The sequence below is a fragment of the Nocardia barduliensis genome, from assembly GCF_013315795.1.
Taxonomy (GTDB): Bacteria; Actinomycetota; Actinomycetes; order Mycobacteriales; family Mycobacteriaceae; genus Nocardia; species Nocardia barduliensis.
The window spans coordinates 1-17,669 of record NZ_JABLTE010000087.1; the positions used below are offsets into that span (position 1 = coordinate 1).

Consider the following 17,669-nt stretch of genomic DNA (forward strand, 5'->3'; position numbering starts at 1 on the left):
GCCCTGCACGGGCAGCCCGCCCAGATCGCGCACGTTGTCGATCCCCGCGAACTCGACCCACCGGTCCTGCGGCACAGTGGATTCTCCCGCGGTCTCAGTGGGCACGGCCGGCCGCCGCCTCGTCGGCGCGGCTCAGGCCGCACAGTCCGATCAGGTCCTCGTGCAGCTCGAACCACACGGTGTGATAGCTGTCCAGCACCGGCCGCGCGACCCAGGCGTGCTCACCGGCCGCGATCCGCTCGATCGCCAGCGCGAACCGGGCGGAGTAACGAGCCAGTCGCGGCGCGACCTCCCCGATCCGCCGCAGCAGCGGTTGCGCGGCACGGTGCAGTTCGCTCAGCCGGGCCAGGACCGCTCCGTCGTATTCCGCGTCGGTGTGGTCGTTGACAGTGGCCGGATCCTTCATCTGCCACGCGGTCACGATTTCCTTGAGATCGCCGTTGAAGGCGCAGAATTCGGCATAGACGGAGGCGATCTCCGCCCGGTCGACCGCCCGTCGCTCCGTCGTCAGCAGGTCCTCCAGATGTTGTCTGCCTTCGGGTGTGAGGCGCACCCCGATCGGCGTCGCGGCGCACAGGCCACGAGCCACCAGCTCCGCGCACCGGGTGGCGACGGACTCGGCCGTCGCACCGACGCCCGCGGCGAGCGCCTCGTGGGCGGCGCGGCCCTTGATCCCGATCAGCCGCAGCAGATCGAGATCGGGAATCTCGGTCACCGTGACCGTGGGTTCCGTCTGCCCGTGCGTCGAGCCGTCGGCCCCGCGCGCGTCCAGCCATGCCGCCAAGCCGTCGACGTCGGTGCCCGCCCAGCCGGCCAACCTGCCGACATCCGCGAGGGCGCTCGCGTCGACGGCTCCGCCTTCGACCCGGCCCGGCCACACCGTGCCCGCGCCCCCGTCCACGGTGACGACCCTGCCGACGAGCGCCGCGACGACACCCGGACCGCAGCCGACCACGCACGGCCTGCCGATCTCCCGGCTGACCAGCGCGGCATGCGATGTCACACCGCCCATTTCGGTGACGATCCCCCGAGCGGCGATCATGCCGTGCAGATCGTCGGGGCTGGTGGTGGGACGCACCAGGATCACGTCCGCACCGGCCGCCGCACGACGCTCCGCCTCGTGCGGATCACTCACGACGACGCCCGACGCCAGTCCCGGACAGGCGGATTCGCCCCCGGCCAGCGGTGTTCCGGCGTACTCACCGGTCGCCGGACGCAGCACGGCTCGCACCTGCTCGGCGGTGACCCGGCTCAGCGCCTCGTCCGTGCCGATGAGTCCCTCCTCGGCCATTCCCACCGCGGCCCGCACGGCCGCCCGCGCCGAGCGCTTGGCGGGGCGGGACTGCAACAGCCACAGGACGCCGGATTCGACAGTGAATTCGATGTCCTGGATATCGCGGCCGTCGCGTTCCAGCAGTTCGGCGGCGGCGAGAAGCTCGCGGTGCACCTGCGGCAGGAAGGCGGCCAGCTCGTCCAGCGGCCGCGGAGTGGTCCGGCCGGAGACCACGTCCTCCCCCTGTCCGCCGACCAGCCATTCGCCGAACATCGCGGGCTCCCCCGTGTTCGGGTTGCGGCTGAACAGCACACCGGTGCCGGATTCCTCGTCGAGATTGCCGAAGACCATGGCTTGTACCGTCACCGCGGTGCCCGGGGTTCCGGACACGCCGCGATTGCGCCGATAGGTCTGTGCCCGAGGCGAATCCCAGGACCGGAACACCGCGCCGATGGCCGCCCGCAACTGCTCCCACGGATCATCGGGCACCGCACCGGACGGATCGCCCAGCACGGTCTCGCGATACTGAGCACGGAAACGTTCCCGCGTATCGGCCGCATAGCCCGGGTTGCCGGTCTCGTCCGCCAGCGCTCGTGCGACAACCTCGTTCATGCCGAGATTCAGCACCGTGTCCATCATTCCCGGCATGCTCACCGCCGCACCCGAGCGCACCGACACCAGCAGCGGACGGGTGTGCGACCCGAAGGTCCGCCCGGTGCCGCGTTCCAGCGCGGCGATCCCCGCCCGGACCGCCCGCCAGATGTCGTCACCGATCGCTCCGCGAGCCGCGAAGTCGGCCCAGCCGTCGATGGTGATCACGAACGCGGGCGGCACGGAAAGACCGAGTGCGCGCATCCGATTGACGCTCCACGCCTTCCCGCCGATGCGTTCCCGCGACAGCGAGCAGGCGCCGTCGAGTTCCACGACCGGCCCGGCGCCCGCTGCCTCGTCGTTTCGCTCCACTAGCTCTGCTCCGGCGGTCATGTCACTCCTTAGCGATCACTGAACGTGCTGGGGGTCAACTCGTAACCGACGGTGTCCCGCCCGGTTCGTACCGTGGCGCGCGCACCTGTGGCCCGAATCGAGCCTGCCGTGGCAGCGGTCCTCCGCCGTAGCCGTGGTCCCGCTGAGCAGGACGTTCGAACGGTCTCGCGCCGGCGACCGCCGCGGGGAAACCGCACGTGACCGTTTCCCGGAGAGCCTGCCCGTTCAGCGGGACACCTGGCGGCGATCGGGCCGCATCCAGCCGCTGGTGCGGCACGATCGCCCCTATGGTTCGACGGCGCGAGGCGATCGGTGAACTCGCGACGATTCCGGCGGTGCTGACCGACCGGGCACGGCGCGACGGTGCACGCGTGGCGGTGGCGGCACCGGAGGGGCGGCTCACCTACGCCGAGCTCGCCGCGGCCGCGCTGAGCGTCACCCGGGCGCTCATGGGGCGATCGATGGCGCAGCCCGGCGAGCGGGTGGCGATCTGGGCGCCCAACACCGCGCGATGGATGATCGGCGCTCTCGGTGTGCTCGGTGCGGGAGCGACACTCGTCCCGATCAGCACTCGGTTTCGCGGCCCCGAGGCAGCCGCGGTCCTCGCGCGCAGCCGGTGCCGCATGCTGTTCACCGTGCGCGAGTTCCTCGGCAACGACTACCCGCGAATGCTGCGAGAATCGGGGCCTGCACTGCCGGAGCTGCGGATGACGGTTCTTCTCGACGACGTCGCGGTAGCCGAGGTCGATGGTCACCCGTGGTCCCGGTTTCTCGCGTCCGGCATCGGCGTCCGCGCGGAGGAAGCCGAGGCACGGTGGGCGTCCGTGCACCCGGAAACGGTCTGCGACCTCCTGTTCACCTCCGGCACCACAGGTGCGCCGAAGGGCGTGCCCGCCACCCACCGGCAGACGATCGAGACCTACCGCCGCTGGGCCGATGCCGTCACTCTCGCCGACGACGACAGATACCTGCTGGTTACCCCGTTCTCCCACACCTTCGGCTACAAAGCCGGGTTCCTCTCGGCGCTACTGCGCGGCGCCACCATGGTGCCGATGGCCCGATTCGATCCGGGACAGGTGTTCCGCGTCATCGAGCGCGAGCACGTCACCGTGCTGACCGGGCCTCCCACGCTCTTCCACGACCTGCTCGCCCACGACCGGCGCGGCGCGCATGATCTGAGTTCCCTGCGACTGGCGGGCACCGGCGGCTCGAATGTGCCGAGCGGGTTGGTGCGACGAATCCGCCTCGAGCTGGGCGCCGACAAGGTGTTCACTGGATACGGGCTGACCGAATCGACCGGCGTCGCCACAGTCTGCTCGCCTGACGCACCCGCGGATCTCATCGCGGACACCGTCGGAAAAGCGCTGCCCGGTGTGCGAATTCGTATCGTAGATGGGTCCGGTCAGCCCGTGCCGACCGGTGCGCCCGGCGAAATCGTGGTCCGCGGACCCAACATCATGCACGGCTACCTCGAAGATCCCGCGGGGACAGCGGCCGCCATCGATTCCGGCGGTTGGTTGCACACCGGCGACGTCGGCACCCTCGACGAAGACGGCTACCTGCGCGTCACCGACCGCCTCGCGGACACGTTCATCGTCGGCGGTTTCAACGTCCATCCCACCGAGATCGAACGAATCCTCCTCACCCACCCCGCCATAGCCGAAGCCGCCGTGGTCGGCATCCCCGATGCACGTCTCGGTGAAGTCGGCTGCGCCTTCGTCGTCCCGAGTGTGCCCGTGAAGATCGACACCTCGGAGATCATCGCGTGGTCGCGCACCCGAATGGCCGGGTACAAGGTCCCTCGTCGCATCGAGGTCGTGCAGGCACTACCTCGCAACGCGGGCGGCAAGGTGCTCAAACGCGTTCTTCGTTCGCAGGGGGAGCGATCCTGAACACTTCGCACACCCCCGCCCTGCCGCGGACGCTCACCCAGCTTTCTCGGCATAGAGGTTCACGCAGGCCCTACTCTCCGGTGAGCGGTATTCGCGCCATGACATTCCACGAGTACGAGTGCGCATGACGTTTCAGTCCCACCATTGCCGCTTCGGTAACCGTGACGGCCACCCCATCGGTTTTCGCCTCTGTCTTTGTCGCGATCGCAGCGGCCTCCGCCGAAAGCCCCTCGAACAGTGGATATGCGATTGTCAGATGCGGTTCGGACCTCGGTTCTTTCACCGGTGCGTCCGGAAAGACGGACTGTGTTGCCGTACGCAGCGTGCCGCGGAGTGTACGCAGGCGCTCGACAGGCGAGACCGGGAAGCCTATCGCCCCTCGCAGATTTGTAAGCCTTCCGATCGTCAGGGTGAACGGCGCCTCATCTCGACAAGCGCGTCCCGCGGCCATCGCGATGGACTCGAGGTGTTCCAGCGCGATGTCTCCGTCGTATGCGATTCTGTCCAGCGTCACATGCAGACCATTTGGTTGGACCGGATCGAAAAAATGGACGTCCATTGCCTGCTGACAATCTTCGATCAGCGAATGCAGTTCGGAGGCTTGTTCAAAGGTCAGGAACCAGTAGTAACCGAGTTGGCCGCTCCGGCGCTCATGCTCTTGAACGTCCGAGCTACTTATGTCACTCATCGGGACTCTTCACACTCCCCAGCACCTCACGTACCGCACGCAGTTGTGAAGTATCACCCCACCTGGCAGCAGCATCATGCACGAACTCCATGCCCCGGCGACGGACCTGCATCATAGGTTCGCGGGACGTCACCTCGAGTGCAGCGAGCATGATCCCTGCTGCGGAATCCAGATCGGCGTCTTCGGCCAGAACATGCGAACGAGCCAAGTCGATCATCACGAGTGAACGACCCCACGGAGAGTTTGTGTCACTCATTTCGGGCAAGGCAAGTTGCACGTACTGTTCGACCTTGTCCGGCATCGCCAAGGAGAGATACGAGGTGGCTGCGTTCCCGGCTACCTGTGCGGAACTATAGCTCTCGAGCGAGATACTGGAGGGAACCGTCACCGAGACACCAGAGTGCGACAAGCGTTCGTAGGCCTGATCCACCGCATGGTGCACACCTGTGACGTCACCGATTTTCCCCAATGCTCGTGCCACGCCGTTGATCGCGAGTCGCACACTCTGCGGCCCACCCCCCGCGCAGATGAGGCCTTCTTGTGCGTAGCTCAACGCCTTGTCGTACTGTCCTGCATAGTATTCACAGAAACTTTGCATGCCGCGCGCCCAGGCCATGAGATTGTTGTCCTGCGCATAGTCACCGAGGTGAAAGGACTCCAGGCAGTAGGCACGTGCGAGCGAGAAATTTCCGCGGCCAACCGCGATATAACTGAGCAAGCCCGAGGTTTCGCTTGCAATCTCGAATAATTTACCCCGCTGCCTTGGATTACCACACTCGTCGATAAGTTCAGCGAGCCAGATGCGCTGCTTCTCCAGCGCCGGAACAAGCTCGAACGGATCAATTGTTTCATAGCGGGCAATACTTCGGCGTGTGCTGGTCTGCAGCTGCCGGAGAATCTCTGGGTTGACCGACCGGTTCAGCTTGTGGACCCGAGCGAGCACCGTGATCAACTCTTCACTGAGATTCTGTGCGGACGGTGGTGACACGCTCGCTGCACCGGCATCGGCGTGCGCCGTACGGATCGTCTCGTCTATAGGTGCAGCTATTACACGTGCAGATCGGTGGGCTGGCGATTGATGCCGCTTCCGCCAGGCGGTCTCACCCTCCGCCACGATCTGCTCGAATCGTGCCCGGTCCGCCGGCGTCGCTCTGACGTCGAGGGTGGTGTCCAGGACGGCTTGGGTGGCCGAACGCAACCTGACGGAACCGAGACCAGTCCGCCAGTTGTTGACGGTCGTCGTCTCCAGTCCTAGCAAGGCGGCGAAGTCCCGAACCGATCGCCTCATGGCTTCTTGCAGCGCCACCGCCTCGAAGCCGGTCCATGCCCGCCCTCTCACCATTGACTCACCTTACGATATGCCACCTGAACTGGTAAAACACGAACGTTAGACCAACAGTACCGGGGCACTACGCGGTCGCGCGTACTTCTTGCAAGCAGGCACATTTATATCCGCCCGGTACCAAGCCGACGCCGCCTCTGGGGCGGCGCACCCACCCCGGTGAGCCGGAGATAGGTGGCGAAAGCCCTTGGTACCGGGCGGCCTTTGCCGATACACGATGCTCCGCAGAGAAGGTGCTCCCCCGATGCCCTATGCGATCCTCGCGATCCACCAACTCGCCGCCTTGACTTCGTCTGAAGCTGACCGAGCGCCCGAGGAAGACTTCATGCACCACCAACCGCGCACGATGACGCAGCTTTATCTGGCGTGTCGAACCCGGAATCGTCCACACCAGACCGCCGCTTTTCCCCAGTGATTCGCCATGCCGCCCCGGCGCATCCGCCACATCCATATCGAGTTCGGCGCCGTAACGCTGGACTACCAGGCCGGTGCCGACCAAGCGCAAAGCGTGGCAGACGCACTGGCACACCGCTTTCCAGACCTCGTCGTCACGGTCGATGACGATGTGAGTACCGACCACCCGGTACTCCCGTGCGCGGAACTATGGGACTGACGTCTATGGCTCAGCTGGACCAGCCATCACCGAACGGCCCGCCGTTCCTGCGAGTGTGCGTTGAGGCCGGGGCGACCGAGCTCTTCTTCCACGGGCTCTGGCACCGCAAACAGGAGTGTCGTCATGACATCATCGGATCCTCTGCAGCACAAAACGTTCGTCCAAGCGGACGGCATGCTCGCCGAGTGCATGTGCCAGGTGCACCTGCTCGAGCTGACTGTCGGACGCGCTCGCGAGCTTCGGCGCATCCACCGCCTGCACCGCCCGGACGAGTGCATCGTGCATCTCGAGGCGGCATATTTCCTGCTGATCGAGGAGGGTGGTTGAGTGGTGGCGGCGCTCACCTACCGTCCGGCGGAACCCCGCGACCGCCCGCGGTAGGCGATGTCACGCGACTTCGTTCTTCATCTGGGCGGTGAGGATCTTCTGGTAGCCCGCGCCGAAAAGGCGCGGTAGCCAATCGATCACGTGTGCGTCTGTGCCGATCAGGATTTTCGCCTTGTTCTTGCGGATGCCGTTCACGATGACCCGTGCGGCGTGTTCGGGGGTGGTCTTGGCCAGGCGGTCGAAGTTGGCGGCCAGCGCGTCGCGATCGCGATCGCCGCCCGCGCGCGCCTTCCAGGCGATCTCGGTCTTGATCATGCCGGGGTGCACGCTGCTGACGCCCACCGCGTGCCCGGCGATGTTCATCTCCTGCCGCAGCGCGTCGGTGAAGGCCCGGATCGCGAATTTCGTCGCGCTGTAGGCGCCCTGGCTGGGGCACGCGGCCAGGCCGAACATGCTCGACACGTTGGCGATGTGCCCGTCACCGGAGGCGATGACGTGGGGCAGGAACGCCTTGGTGCCGTAGGCGACGCCCCAGAAGTTGATGCCGACGATCCATTCGAAGTCCGCCCAGCTGAGTTCTTCCACGTTCGCCGTCAGCGAGACCCCGGCGTTGTTCACCACCAGGTTGATCCCGCCGAAGTCATCGGCCACCTCGTCGGCGTGGCGGTAGACGGCGTCCCGGTCGGTCACGTCCAGCTTGTAGGCGCGAACCTGCGCGCCTTCCCGGCCGCACAGCGCCGCGGTCTCGGCGACGTTGTCCACGTTGCGGCCCGACAGCGCCAGCCGCGCGCCGCGCCGGGCGAGTTCGACCGCGACCGCCCGGCCGATACCGGCGCCCGCGCCGGTGATCACCGCGGTCCTGCCCTCGAAGTTCTTCACGGTTGTCTTCCTTGTCTCGTTCGGCGGTGGACCCGCCGGGGCGTCGTCACAGGCACGTGTAGCCGCCGTCGGCGACGAATTCCGAACCGGTGCTGAAGCTCGACTCGTCGCTGATCAGGAACAGCACCAGGTTGGCAAGTTCCTCCGGGCGGCCGGCCCTGCGAATCGGCTGATTGCCCGACATCCCCTGCGAGCGCGCCGAATCGGCGGTCATCTCCGTGACCACGACACCGGGATGCACCGAGTTGACGCGAATGCCGTCGGCGGCGAATTCCTGCGCAGCGGTCTTGGTCATGCCGCGCACGGCCCACTTGGAGGCGGTGTAGCCGAGAATATTGGAGAAGGCGATGATCCCGCCGATCGAGGAGATGTTGACGATGGAGCCGCCGCAGGCCCGGCGCATGGAGCCGAGCACCGCCTTCATGCCGAGGAACACCCCGACCTGGTTGACGTCGACCACCTTGCGGAAGTCGGCTTCCGACAGCTGCTCGATCGGGTCGACGTGCACGATGCCCGCGTTGTTGACCAGGCCGCGGACCGGCCCGAAAACCTTCTCGGCGTAGGCGACCACGTCGTTCCACGCCGACTCGTCGGTGACGTCGAGCGGGACGAAGGTCGCGGCGTCGCCCAGTTCGGCCGCCAGCGTCACACCTTCGTCCACCAGCACGTCGGTGATCACCACCGTGGCGCTCTCGGCGACCAGGCGCCGCGCGAAGGCCGCGCCCATGCCCCGCGCACCGCCGGTCACGATCACGTTCTTGCCGTCCACCCGTCCCATCAACGCGCTCCTTCGGTCCGGGCCGCCACCGTCGCGGGCGACTTCGCTATTTCGCGCGGGTCGCCGCCCGCGAGGTGATCGGCGGCGATGTAGCCGAACACCATGGCCGGACCGATGGTCGCGCCCGCGCCGGCGTAGTCGTTGCCCATCACCGAGGCCGAGTTGTTCCCCGCCGCGTACAGGCCCGCGATCGGCCGGTCGTCGGCGCCGAGGACGCGAGCGTGCTCGTCGGTCACCAAGCCGCCCTTGGTGCCCAGATCACCCGGGACCATCTCGACCGCGTAGAACGGGCCCTGCTCGATCGGGGCAAGGCACGGGTTCGGCCGCACGGTCGGGTCGCCGTAGTAGCGGTCGTAGGCGGAGTCGCCTCGCCGGAAGTCTTCGTCGCGACCGGCCCGGGCGAAACGGTTGAACCGCTGCACCGTGGCGGTCAGGTTCGCTGATGGCACACCGATCTTCGTCGCGAGCTCGGTGAGGGTCTCGGCTTGTTCGATGATCCCGGCGTCGAAATACTTCTGGGGCAAGGGGCGTTTCGGGAAGTTCCCCAGGAACAGGTACCGGTCCCGGAAGCGCTGATCCATGATGAAGTACGCCGGAATGTGTCCGACGCCGGTCGCTTCCTGCTCGTACATCCGGTGCACCACGTTCACGTACGGAGCCGATTCGTTGACGAAGCGTTCACCGGCGTGGTTGACCATGATGCCGCCGGGCTGGGACCGCTCGGCCAGGCAGAAGAACGGCGGCCCGTCGGGGTTGCGCACGGACGGGCCCCACCACGCGTCGTCCATGAGATCGACCGCGCCGCCTGCCTTCTGGCCCGCGACGATGCCCTCACCCACGTTCTCGGTGGCGCCCACGGTCCACTCGGTGGACTGCGGACCGCTGAGGTACTGCTCGCGCATCTCCAGGTTGTGCTCGAAGCCGCCCGCCGCCAGCACCACGCCGCGTCGAGCCTTGATCACCACCGGTGTCCCCTCGTGTTCGGCGCGCACGCCGAGGACCGCGTGGCCTTCGGTGATCAGGTCGGTCAGCGGCGTGTTCAGCCACACCGGCACACCCGCGTCCCGCAGCGACAGCCACAGCCGGGCGGCGAGCGCCTTGCCCAGGCTCAGCGGCAACCGCCCGCGCAGCTTGTTGCCTACCGCCTGCACACCCACCTTGATCGCGGTGCGTTTGCCGGCCCAGGTACGCGCGATCATGTTCAGATCGTGGAAGTCGCTGACGGTGAAGGCGATTCCCTTGGGACCGGACATGGTCGGCTGGTTGATCTTGTGCAGATCGCCGCCGAGCAGCCTGCCGTCGAGGGGCGCGGGCTCGATGCTGCGTCCCTGGGCCAAGCCGCCGGGGAACTCCGGATGGTAGTCGGAGTAGCCGCGATCGTAGACGAACTCCCAGTATTTGCTGCGGGCGCCGAGGTAGCGCATCATCTCGGGGCCGCGATCGAGGAATGCCCGCTGCTTCGCCTCGGGAACTCGCTCGCCGACAACGGCTTTGAGATAGGTACGGGCCAGCTCCGGACTATCGGGCACGCCCTCGCGCAGCAGCACCGGGTTGTTGGGGATCCAGATGCCGCCGCCCGACCGGGCGGTGGAGCCGCCGAAGGATCGGCTCTTCTCGATCAGCGTCACCGACAGCCCGCGGTAGGCGGCGGTCAGGGCGGCGGTCATGCCCGCCGCGCCGGAACCGACGACCACCACATCGAATTCGAATTCCTGAGTCATCGCGTCGCTTCCCTCAGTAGCCGCAACCGGTGAGCATGCCGCCGTCGACGACGAATTCGCCTCCGGTGCAGTAGCTGGCCGCGTCCGAGGCCAGGAACACCGCCACATGCGAGACCTCGACCGGCTGCCCCCAGCGCGGAATCGGCAGGCTCGCGAAGAAGTCGTCACCGTCGACGCCGGATGCTCCGGCCACTCCGGCGGTCATGGGCGTGGCGATGCCGCCCGGATGCAGCGAATTGACCCGGATGCCCAGGTGCCCCAGTTCACGGGCCGCCGACTTGGTGATACCGCGAATCGCGAACTTGCTCGCGCTGTAGGCGGACAGACCGGCGGCGCCGACGAACCCTTCCACCGAGGAGACGTTCACGATCGCACCACCTCCGGTCTCGGCCAGCGCCGACGCGGCGGTCTTGATGCCGAGCCAGGTGCCGGTCACGTTGACCGCCATGATCGCGGTGAAATCCGCCAAGGCCATCTCGGCGATCGGGACGAAGCGCAAAATGCCCGCGTTGTTCACCACCGCGTCGAGCCGCCCGTAGTGGCCGACCGCCTCGGACACCGCGACGGACCAATCGGCTTCACTGGTCACGTCGTGGTGCACGTATCGCGCCGCCGAACCCAGTTCCGCGGCCAGCGCCATTCCCTCGTGGTCGAGCAGGTCACCGAACACCACTCGCGCGCCTTCGGCGACGAACCGCCGCACGTGCTCGGCGCCCATACCGCGCGCCCCGCCGGTGACCAGCGCCACCTTGCCGTCGAGTTGTCCCACCGATTCCCGTCCTCTCTGACCGTCGCTTGCTCACCGACGCTAGGACGCCCGTCGACCCCCGGCACGGGACGGTCCCGGCCACCGGGACTAGCTCCTGACCTGAGATGTTCCGGCGGTCATATTTCGATTAGGCATACCGCTCCAGGCTGTCCCGCACCGGGACGAGCCACCCCCGACGAAACCGCGACCCGCCCGATCGGGCGCTCGAAAAGGAGACCGGATGAAGTTCTCGATGATCTTCGAAGCCCAGATGGCCGACCCCTCACGCGAGCACGAGCACCAGGTGCTGCGCGACTGCGTGGAGCAGGCGGTGCTCGCCGACCGGATGGGGTTCGACACCGTCTGGGCCGTCGAACACCACGGATTGAAGTGGTACGCGCACATGAGCGCCCCGGAAGTCTTCCTGACCTGGGTGGCCGCCAAGACCGAGCGGGTCAGGATCGGGCACGGCGTGGTCTGCATGCCGTTCAACTTCAACCATCCGGTGCGCGCGGCCGAACGCGCCGCGATGCTCGACGTGCTGTCCGGTGGCCGGCTCGACCTCGGCGCGGGCCGCGGCGCGACGCCGGTCGAGACCTCCATGTGCGGTGTCGACCCCGAGCGCACCTATCAGGAGGTCGAGGAGTCGCTGCGGATGATCGGCACGGCGTGGCAGGACCCGGAAGCCGAATTCGAATACCACGGTGAGCTTTTGCAGGTCTCCCCGCACTCACTGCTGCCACGGCCGGTGCAGCTGCCGCATCCGCCGCTGTTCATGGCCTGCACCAAGAAGGACACGCTGAAGATGGCCGCCGACTACGGAATCGGCGCGCTGGTCCTGGGATTCGCGGGTGTGGAGGAGATCGCCGAACTGCGGCGCACCTACGACGAGGCGATCGCGGCCCGCACCGGCGAGCGGTTCGTGTCCACCGTCGTGAACGACCACTTCGCGGCGCTGTGCCCGACCATCGTCCTGGACGATCGGGAGAAGGCCCAGCAGATCGGCGCCCGCGGTCAGCGCTTCTTCGCGCAGTCCATCAAGCACTACTACGGTGCGGGCCCGGCGCCCGACGAGGCCGTCGACCCGAACGCCGACGAAGTCGCGGCGATCAAGCAGGCCGCCGACGAGCACGTGGCCTACCTGCACGAGGCCAAGATCCCGGTGCAGACCGGCGCCACCTCGGTCTTCAATGTCGAGCACGCCTACGGCAGCCCCGAGGACGCCATCGCCTATGTCGAGCGGCTGCAGGCGGCGGGCGCCGACGAGATCCTCTGCCTCATCCAGATGGGCACCGTGCCGCAAGATGCCTGCCTGGAGACCATCCGGCACTGGGGCGAGAAAGTCATCCCCCACTTCCGCAACAGCTGACCCCGGCGATCGCCGACACATCGAGGAGTTCCCCATGGTTGACCTGAATGGGAAGGTCGCCCTGATCACCGGCGGCGCCCGAGGACAGGGCGCTGCCGAAGCACGGTTGTTCGTGCGGCGCGGCGCCCGTGTGGTGATCACCGACGTTCTGGAAGCCGAAGGCGCCGAGCTGGCCGAGTCGCTGGGCGACGCGGCTCGCTTCGCCCGGCACGATGTCGGCAGCGGCGCCGACTGGGAAGCCGCTGTCGCCCTGGCGATCTCGGCGTTCGGCAGGTTGGACGTCCTGGTGAACAACGCCGCCGTCTACACCGCCGCGCCGCTGACCGAGACTTCGCCCGAGCAGCTCGAGCGGATCCTGCGCGTGAACCTGGTCGGCCCGTTTCGCGGTATCCAGGCGGCCGTCGGGCCGATGACGCGGGCCGGTGGCGGTTCGATCGTGAACATCTCCTCGCAAGCGGGTCTCGAGGGGCTCATGGGGCACTCCGCCTACGGCTCGTCGAAGTGGGGATTGCGCGGCCTGACCAAGACCGCCGCACTCGAACTCGGCCCGGCGGGCATTCGCGTCAACTCGGTGCATCCGGGCCCGATCGCGACGCCGATGGTTCCGTACCTCACCACGGGGCCGGGCAGTTTCCCGTCCTTGCCGCTGCAGCGCACCGGCGCGCCGGAGGAGGTCGCCGAACTGGTCGCGTTCCTGGCCTCCGATGCCGCCGCCTACATCACCGGCGCCGAGGTGACGATCGATGGCGGCTTGGCGGCGGGCAAGTTCCTGCCGCCGGACGCCGCGCACTAGCCGGAGGAGCCGCGAATGCCGCTGACACCCGAGGCGCGGGCGATCGTCGATGCCGCCGCCGCCGTGTTCCCCGCATTGGGCACCGAAGTGCTCGATGCCACCGAGGCGCGGCGGCTGCTCGCCGCTCGTCCCGCGCCCGCCGTCGAACCGATTCCCGTCGCGCGGGTGTGGGAACGGCGGATTCCCGGTCCGCCGGGCGCACCCGAGGTCCGGATCCGGATCTACCGACCCGATAGCGCGCTGCGGCCCGCGCCGGTCGTGGTGTTCTGCCACGGTGGCGGGTTCGTGATCTGCAGCCTCGACAGCCACGACCAGTTCTGCCGGGCGGTGGCCGCCGGAGCGGACGCGATCGTGGTGTCGGTGGACTACCGGCAGGCTCCCGAACACCGATTCCCGGCCGCGGCCGAGGACGCGTACGCGGCGCTGTGCTGGGTCGCCGACCACGCCGAGGCGTTGGGCGGCGATCCCGCCCGCCTCGTCGTGGCCGGGGACAGCGCGGGCGGCAACCTCGCCGCCGTGACCGCGCTGATGGCACGGGACCGGGGCGGTCCGGGGATCGCCCGGCAACTGCTGCTGTATCCCATGCTCGACCCGGCCTGCGCCACCGAGTCCTACCGCGCGAACGCCGATGGCTACTTCACCACCGCCGCGCACCTGCGCTGGTACTGGAGTCAGTACCTGGGCGCGCACGACGGCGCCCACCCGTACGCCAACCCGCTCGACGCCGACCTGTCCGGTCTGCCGCAGGCATTCGTCGTCACCGCCGAATTCGATCCGTTGCGCGACGAGGGCGAAAGCTACGGGCAGCGGCTGCGGCGAGCAGGCGTGGCAGCCGAGATCCACCGCTACGACGGTATGTTCCACGGCTTCATGAGCATGGCCGGCCACCTACCCGAGGCGATCCGGGCGACTGCCGCCACCTGTTCGGCGATCCGCGCCGCGTACGCCAGGAACGATCCTGCACCACGAACTGCCAGGGAGCATTCATGACCATCCAGCGCATCGGCCCCGCCTTCCCCACCGAGGACCTGCCCGCCGCCGTGGCCCTGCTGACCGCCGTCTTCGGCGCTGGGCCCACCGTCGTGGACGGCGACCGCTGGGCCCAGTTCGACAGCAATGGCGTCCGTGTCATGCTCGCGGGCACCGACCGCGACGACGACACCCCGTTCCTCGCGATCAAGGTCGACGACCTCGATGCCGAGTTGAATCGGCTGCGCGCCAGCGGGTTCGAGGCAGGACAACCGGTCACCGGACCGCATGAGCGCCGGGCTGTCCTATGCCCGACGCCCGGCTCCGCGTGGCACATCGCCCTCTTCGAATCCGTCGCACGGTCCGCGCCGATCGAGCCGGGGCCGTAGCGGTTCGAGCCTCAGTCGGCGCGAATCGCCTGGGTCGTCTCCGGTTCGGAGCCCCCCGGCCCGGCGGACGTCTTGCGCCGCTCCACTCGGTCCGGCGAATTCCGATCCGTCGTCGCCGGTTCGAGGGGAACAGCGCGGAACGACGCGGACGGCGGTCGCCGCAGCGCGCGCTCGAAGGCGCGGGCCGAGGCGGGCCACGGATTGGTGACGCGCCCGCTGTCGTGCTTGTACCAGCAGGTCCGCATGCCGGGCCACACTGTCTTCGCGACAGCGCGCTCGATCCACTGCTGGTGTGCCCGCATCGCGGCCGCTCGGACTTCGATGGCGGTCGCGCCGATCCGGTCGCGCCAGCGCAGACAGCGGATGATGTAGTCGATCTGGTGCTCTTTCATCCCCGGATTACTGCCCGCGGGGTTGAAGCTGTTCGGTCCGGCGATCAGGAAGGCATTCGGATAGCCGGGAACCGCCACCCCGAGCAGCGCTGCCGCGCCGGTGCGCCATTGCTCGTGCAGCAGCGCTCCCCCGCGTCCGCGCACGGTGATCGGGACCAGGAATTCCGGGGCGCGGAAGCCGGTGGCGTAGACGATCACGTCGGCGTGATGGTGGGCCCCGTCTGCGGTGCGGAGGCCGTCGTGAACGATCCGGGAGATGGGCGCGGTGATCAGCTCGACGTTGTCGCGGGTCAGCGCCGAGTAGTAGTGGCTGTCGAAGACGATGCGCTTGCCGCCGATCGGATAGTCGGGTGTGAGCTTCGCGCGCAGAACCGGGTCCGAGATCCGGCTGCGCAGGTACCGGCGAGCAGCCCATTCGGCAGGCCGGGCCGACCAGCCCCGGCGCATGATCGGCACGAACAGGACCTCCGCGCCGTAGTAGAGCGCGCGGCGGTAGAGACCGTGCGCGCCGGGCAGCCGTAACGCCGCTCGCGCCAGCGGTCCGAAATCGGCCGGTGGTTTGGGCAGCACCCAGTGCGGTGTGCGCTGGAAGACGCGGACGCGGCGGGCGGTCGCGGCCAGGGTCGGCAGCATCTGCGCCGCGCTCGAGCCGGTGCCGATCACGGCCACGTCCATCCCACGCAGGTCCTGGTCGTGGTCCCAGCGCGCGGAATGGAAAGACGTTCCGGCGAAGTCGGCCCGGCCCGCGATATCCGGGATGTTCGGCCGGTGCAGCTGACCTACGGCGAAGATCACGACGTCGGCCAGCACGCGCTGTCCACAGGACGTGAGCAGTTCCCAGCAACCCCGGTTCTCCAGATAGGTGGCCTCGACGATGGCGGTGTTCAACATCAGATGCGGAGCCAGACCACGGTCTGCGGTGACCTCGCGCAGGTAGTCCAGGATCTCTTCTTGGCGCGGATACCGGATGCGGCTACTGCGGTAGGGCGCGAACGAGAACGAATACAGGTGGGACGGCACATCACAGGAGCAGCCCGGATAGGTGTTGTCCCGCCAGACTCCCCCGACATCGCCGCCCCGCTCGAAGATCACGAAGTCGGCGATTCCGGCCCGTCGCAACTCGACCCCCATCCCGATGCCACCGAAGCCCGCGCCGACGACGGCCACTGTGCAGGTCATCGCGTTCATCACCCCTCCTCCTTCACGCTCAGCCCATGGTCAACATTCAGCTACCCCAATCTCTTCGTTGGCTGGACCGGTATGGATGGCAAGATCATCCGGGCGGGTTCGGCGGGGCGAGAACAAACCAAAAGTGCGGAGCCGCACCGTACGAACGCATACGACATGATCGACGGCACGTAGTCCGGCGAGCCGGTCGACGAGCGGTCGCGCCACGCTCCGTCTGCGCTGATCCCCCCGACGATGCGTCGACCTGCACACTTCCAGCTACTCGACTGGGCAGCACTGTCCCGTCGGAATGGCCGATGGGAGCACCGACCCTCGGACCACCTCGGGCGAAGCCCAGGAGGTGCGGACCGGGAGTCGAACATTCGGGCGCCGGTGAGCAGTGCCGCGCCCCGGCGGCGAAAAATCAAGCGGCCGAGGCGATCCGGCGGAACCTCGATCGGTTCGCCACGCCGGCGGCACTGCCCGCCGACAAATGCGGAGCCGTGTGGTGCGTGCGTACCTGTTCGTCGGCACACTGATCAGTGCGCACACCGGCACCGCATCGCGACCACTTCTCGGAGCGATCCTGAAACGGGTTGCACCGCTGCGTTTTTACCGCGTGCAGCGGAGATTTCGACCATTGCCGTGGGCTACAGGCGGTGACCGGTCGAACGGGAACCCTCGGCGCGCGCCCGCGCGGAACCCCTGTGCCTCAAGCTGTGGTGCGGGCGGTCAAGTCGTCCAGCAGAATCATGACTTCCCCTTCCCGCTTCACCACGCGGGCGAGCCGGATGGTCAACGCGACCAGGGCGCTGTCGTCGCAGGGGTCGGCCAGGTCGTGTTCGAGCCGCTGCCATTCCCCGGTCGCGGAGATGTTTCCCAAGACCAGCTCTCGCTCGTCCTGCCCGGCGCCGCGCAGCCGCGCCGACACCCGGATCGACGCGTGCGGCGAGCGCACCCACAGGTTCAGCGCCGCCAAGCGACCGGCGATCGAGAACGACCGGCCCGCCTTCGCCACGAGGTCGACCTCGAGATCGTCAGCGGCGGAACGAATCAGCAGCACGAGTGCCCGGTGGTCGGCGCCCGCGATGCCGTCGGCGTACACGCCGGGCGGCTTGCTCGGCGCTCCCTCGGCGAACGTCGTGAGATGCGTCCGGTCCGCCCCGGCTCCGGAGACCTCCCAGTTGTCCTTGTTCTCGAAGTCGTCCAGGAGCACCTCGACCGAAGCGTCCGACATCCCCGCTGTCCCTTCCTTCGCGCTTGCGCCGCAGATTCTTCCGGCTCTCGGGGAACCCTACAAGTCGACGAATGCGGTCGCCGCGCCGGAACCGAGCGGGTCGGCGCC

Annotated in this window: 16 protein-coding genes; 6 read left to right on the top strand and 10 right to left on the bottom strand. The window is 67.9% G+C overall.

What is annotated here, in order from left to right; genetic code table 11:
* Positions 1 to 94: 94 nt before the first annotated feature.
* Positions 95 to 2,257: a pyruvate, phosphate dikinase gene (locus tag HOV91_RS28970; protein WP_174188486.1), complete on the bottom strand. Its 2,163-nt coding sequence runs from the start codon at positions 2,255 to 2,257 to the stop codon at positions 95 to 97.
* A 287-nt stretch (positions 2,258 to 2,544) separates the two neighbouring features.
* On the opposite strand from HOV91_RS28970, the gene HOV91_RS28975 reads away from it, so the two are divergent.
* Positions 2,545 to 4,149 (top strand): AMP-binding protein, encoded by a 1,605-nt coding sequence (locus HOV91_RS28975; protein WP_174188487.1) that lies wholly within the window; start codon positions 2,545 to 2,547, stop codon positions 4,147 to 4,149.
* A gap of 70 nt (positions 4,150 to 4,219) precedes the next feature.
* Here HOV91_RS28975 and HOV91_RS28980 read toward each other — a convergent pair whose 3' ends face one another.
* The 3 genes from HOV91_RS28980 to HOV91_RS28990 form a co-directional block, all read right to left on the bottom strand.
* Complete coding sequence (locus HOV91_RS28980) at positions 4,220 to 4,837, bottom strand: 2'-5' RNA ligase family protein (protein ID WP_174188488.1); 618 nt, start codon at positions 4,835 to 4,837, stop codon at positions 4,220 to 4,222.
* Positions 4,830 to 6,179 (bottom strand): NsdA family TPR-like regulatory protein, encoded by a 1,350-nt coding sequence (locus tag HOV91_RS28985; protein WP_174188489.1) that lies wholly within the window; start codon positions 6,177 to 6,179, stop codon positions 4,830 to 4,832. Before HOV91_RS28985 ends, HOV91_RS28980 begins: the two co-directional genes overlap by 8 nt.
* Before the next feature lie 67 nt (positions 6,180 to 6,246).
* Positions 6,247 to 6,759, bottom strand: coding sequence for a hypothetical protein (locus HOV91_RS28990; RefSeq protein ID WP_174188490.1), 513 nt, complete (start codon positions 6,757 to 6,759; stop codon positions 6,247 to 6,249).
* A gap of 156 nt (positions 6,760 to 6,915) precedes the next feature.
* Between HOV91_RS28990 and HOV91_RS28995 the strand changes: the two genes are divergently transcribed.
* Entirely contained in the window at positions 6,916 to 7,119 is a 204-nt protein-coding gene (locus tag HOV91_RS28995; RefSeq protein ID WP_174188491.1) for a hypothetical protein, read from the top strand.
* A 60-nt stretch (positions 7,120 to 7,179) separates the two neighbouring features.
* On the opposite strand, the gene HOV91_RS29000 is transcribed toward HOV91_RS28995, so the two are convergent.
* From HOV91_RS29000 to HOV91_RS29015, 4 genes are read right to left on the bottom strand one after another with little or no spacing between them, the layout of a single operon-like run.
* The gene (locus HOV91_RS29000; RefSeq protein WP_174188492.1) at positions 7,180 to 7,998 is read right to left on the bottom strand and encodes an SDR family NAD(P)-dependent oxidoreductase; all 819 of its coding nucleotides are present in this window, start codon (positions 7,996 to 7,998) and stop codon (positions 7,180 to 7,182) included.
* 46 nt (positions 7,999 to 8,044) lie between these two features.
* On the bottom strand, positions 8,045 to 8,776 hold the full coding sequence (locus HOV91_RS29005) for a glucose 1-dehydrogenase (protein ID WP_174188493.1): 732 nt from the start codon (positions 8,774 to 8,776) through the stop codon (positions 8,045 to 8,047).
* Positions 8,776 to 10,497 (bottom strand): 3-oxosteroid 1-dehydrogenase, encoded by a 1,722-nt coding sequence (kstD, locus tag HOV91_RS29010; RefSeq protein ID WP_174188494.1) that lies wholly within the window; start codon positions 10,495 to 10,497, stop codon positions 8,776 to 8,778. Before kstD ends, HOV91_RS29005 begins: the two co-directional genes overlap by 1 nt.
* Positions 10,498 to 10,510: 13 nt before the next feature.
* Positions 10,511 to 11,266: a glucose 1-dehydrogenase gene (locus HOV91_RS29015; protein ID WP_174188495.1), complete on the bottom strand. Its 756-nt coding sequence runs from the start codon at positions 11,264 to 11,266 to the stop codon at positions 10,511 to 10,513.
* 220 nt (positions 11,267 to 11,486) lie between these two features.
* On the opposite strand from HOV91_RS29015, the gene HOV91_RS29020 reads away from it, so the two are divergent.
* Genes HOV91_RS29020 through HOV91_RS29035 form a run of 4 tightly spaced genes read left to right on the top strand, consistent with a single transcriptional unit; the run spans position 11,487 to position 14,765 of the window.
* On the top strand, positions 11,487 to 12,614 hold the full coding sequence (locus tag HOV91_RS29020; RefSeq protein ID WP_174188496.1) for an LLM class flavin-dependent oxidoreductase: 1,128 nt from the start codon (positions 11,487 to 11,489) through the stop codon (positions 12,612 to 12,614).
* A 34-nt stretch (positions 12,615 to 12,648) separates the two neighbouring features.
* A complete protein-coding gene (locus HOV91_RS29025; protein ID WP_174188497.1) occupies positions 12,649 to 13,407 on the top strand; it encodes a glucose 1-dehydrogenase in 759 nt (252 codons plus the stop codon).
* Between the two features lie 15 nt (positions 13,408 to 13,422).
* Positions 13,423 to 14,397 (top strand): LipP1 family hormone-sensitive lipase, encoded by a 975-nt coding sequence (gene lipP1, locus HOV91_RS29030; protein ID WP_174188498.1) that lies wholly within the window; start codon positions 13,423 to 13,425, stop codon positions 14,395 to 14,397.
* Positions 14,394 to 14,765, top strand: coding sequence for a VOC family protein (locus HOV91_RS29035; protein WP_174188499.1), 372 nt, complete (start codon positions 14,394 to 14,396; stop codon positions 14,763 to 14,765). Before lipP1 ends, HOV91_RS29035 begins: the two co-directional genes overlap by 4 nt.
* Positions 14,766 to 14,776: 11 nt before the next feature.
* Here the strand turns inward: HOV91_RS29035 and HOV91_RS29040 are convergent, their stop codons facing one another.
* Positions 14,777 to 16,345, bottom strand: a complete 1,569-nt coding sequence (locus HOV91_RS29040; protein ID WP_174188500.1) for a flavin-containing monooxygenase — start codon at positions 16,343 to 16,345, stop codon at positions 14,777 to 14,779.
* A gap of 691 nt (positions 16,346 to 17,036) precedes the next feature.
* Positions 17,037 to 17,561, bottom strand: a complete 525-nt coding sequence (locus HOV91_RS29045; RefSeq protein ID WP_174188501.1) for a hypothetical protein — start codon at positions 17,559 to 17,561, stop codon at positions 17,037 to 17,039.
* Between the last annotated feature and the right edge of the window lie 108 nt (positions 17,562 to 17,669).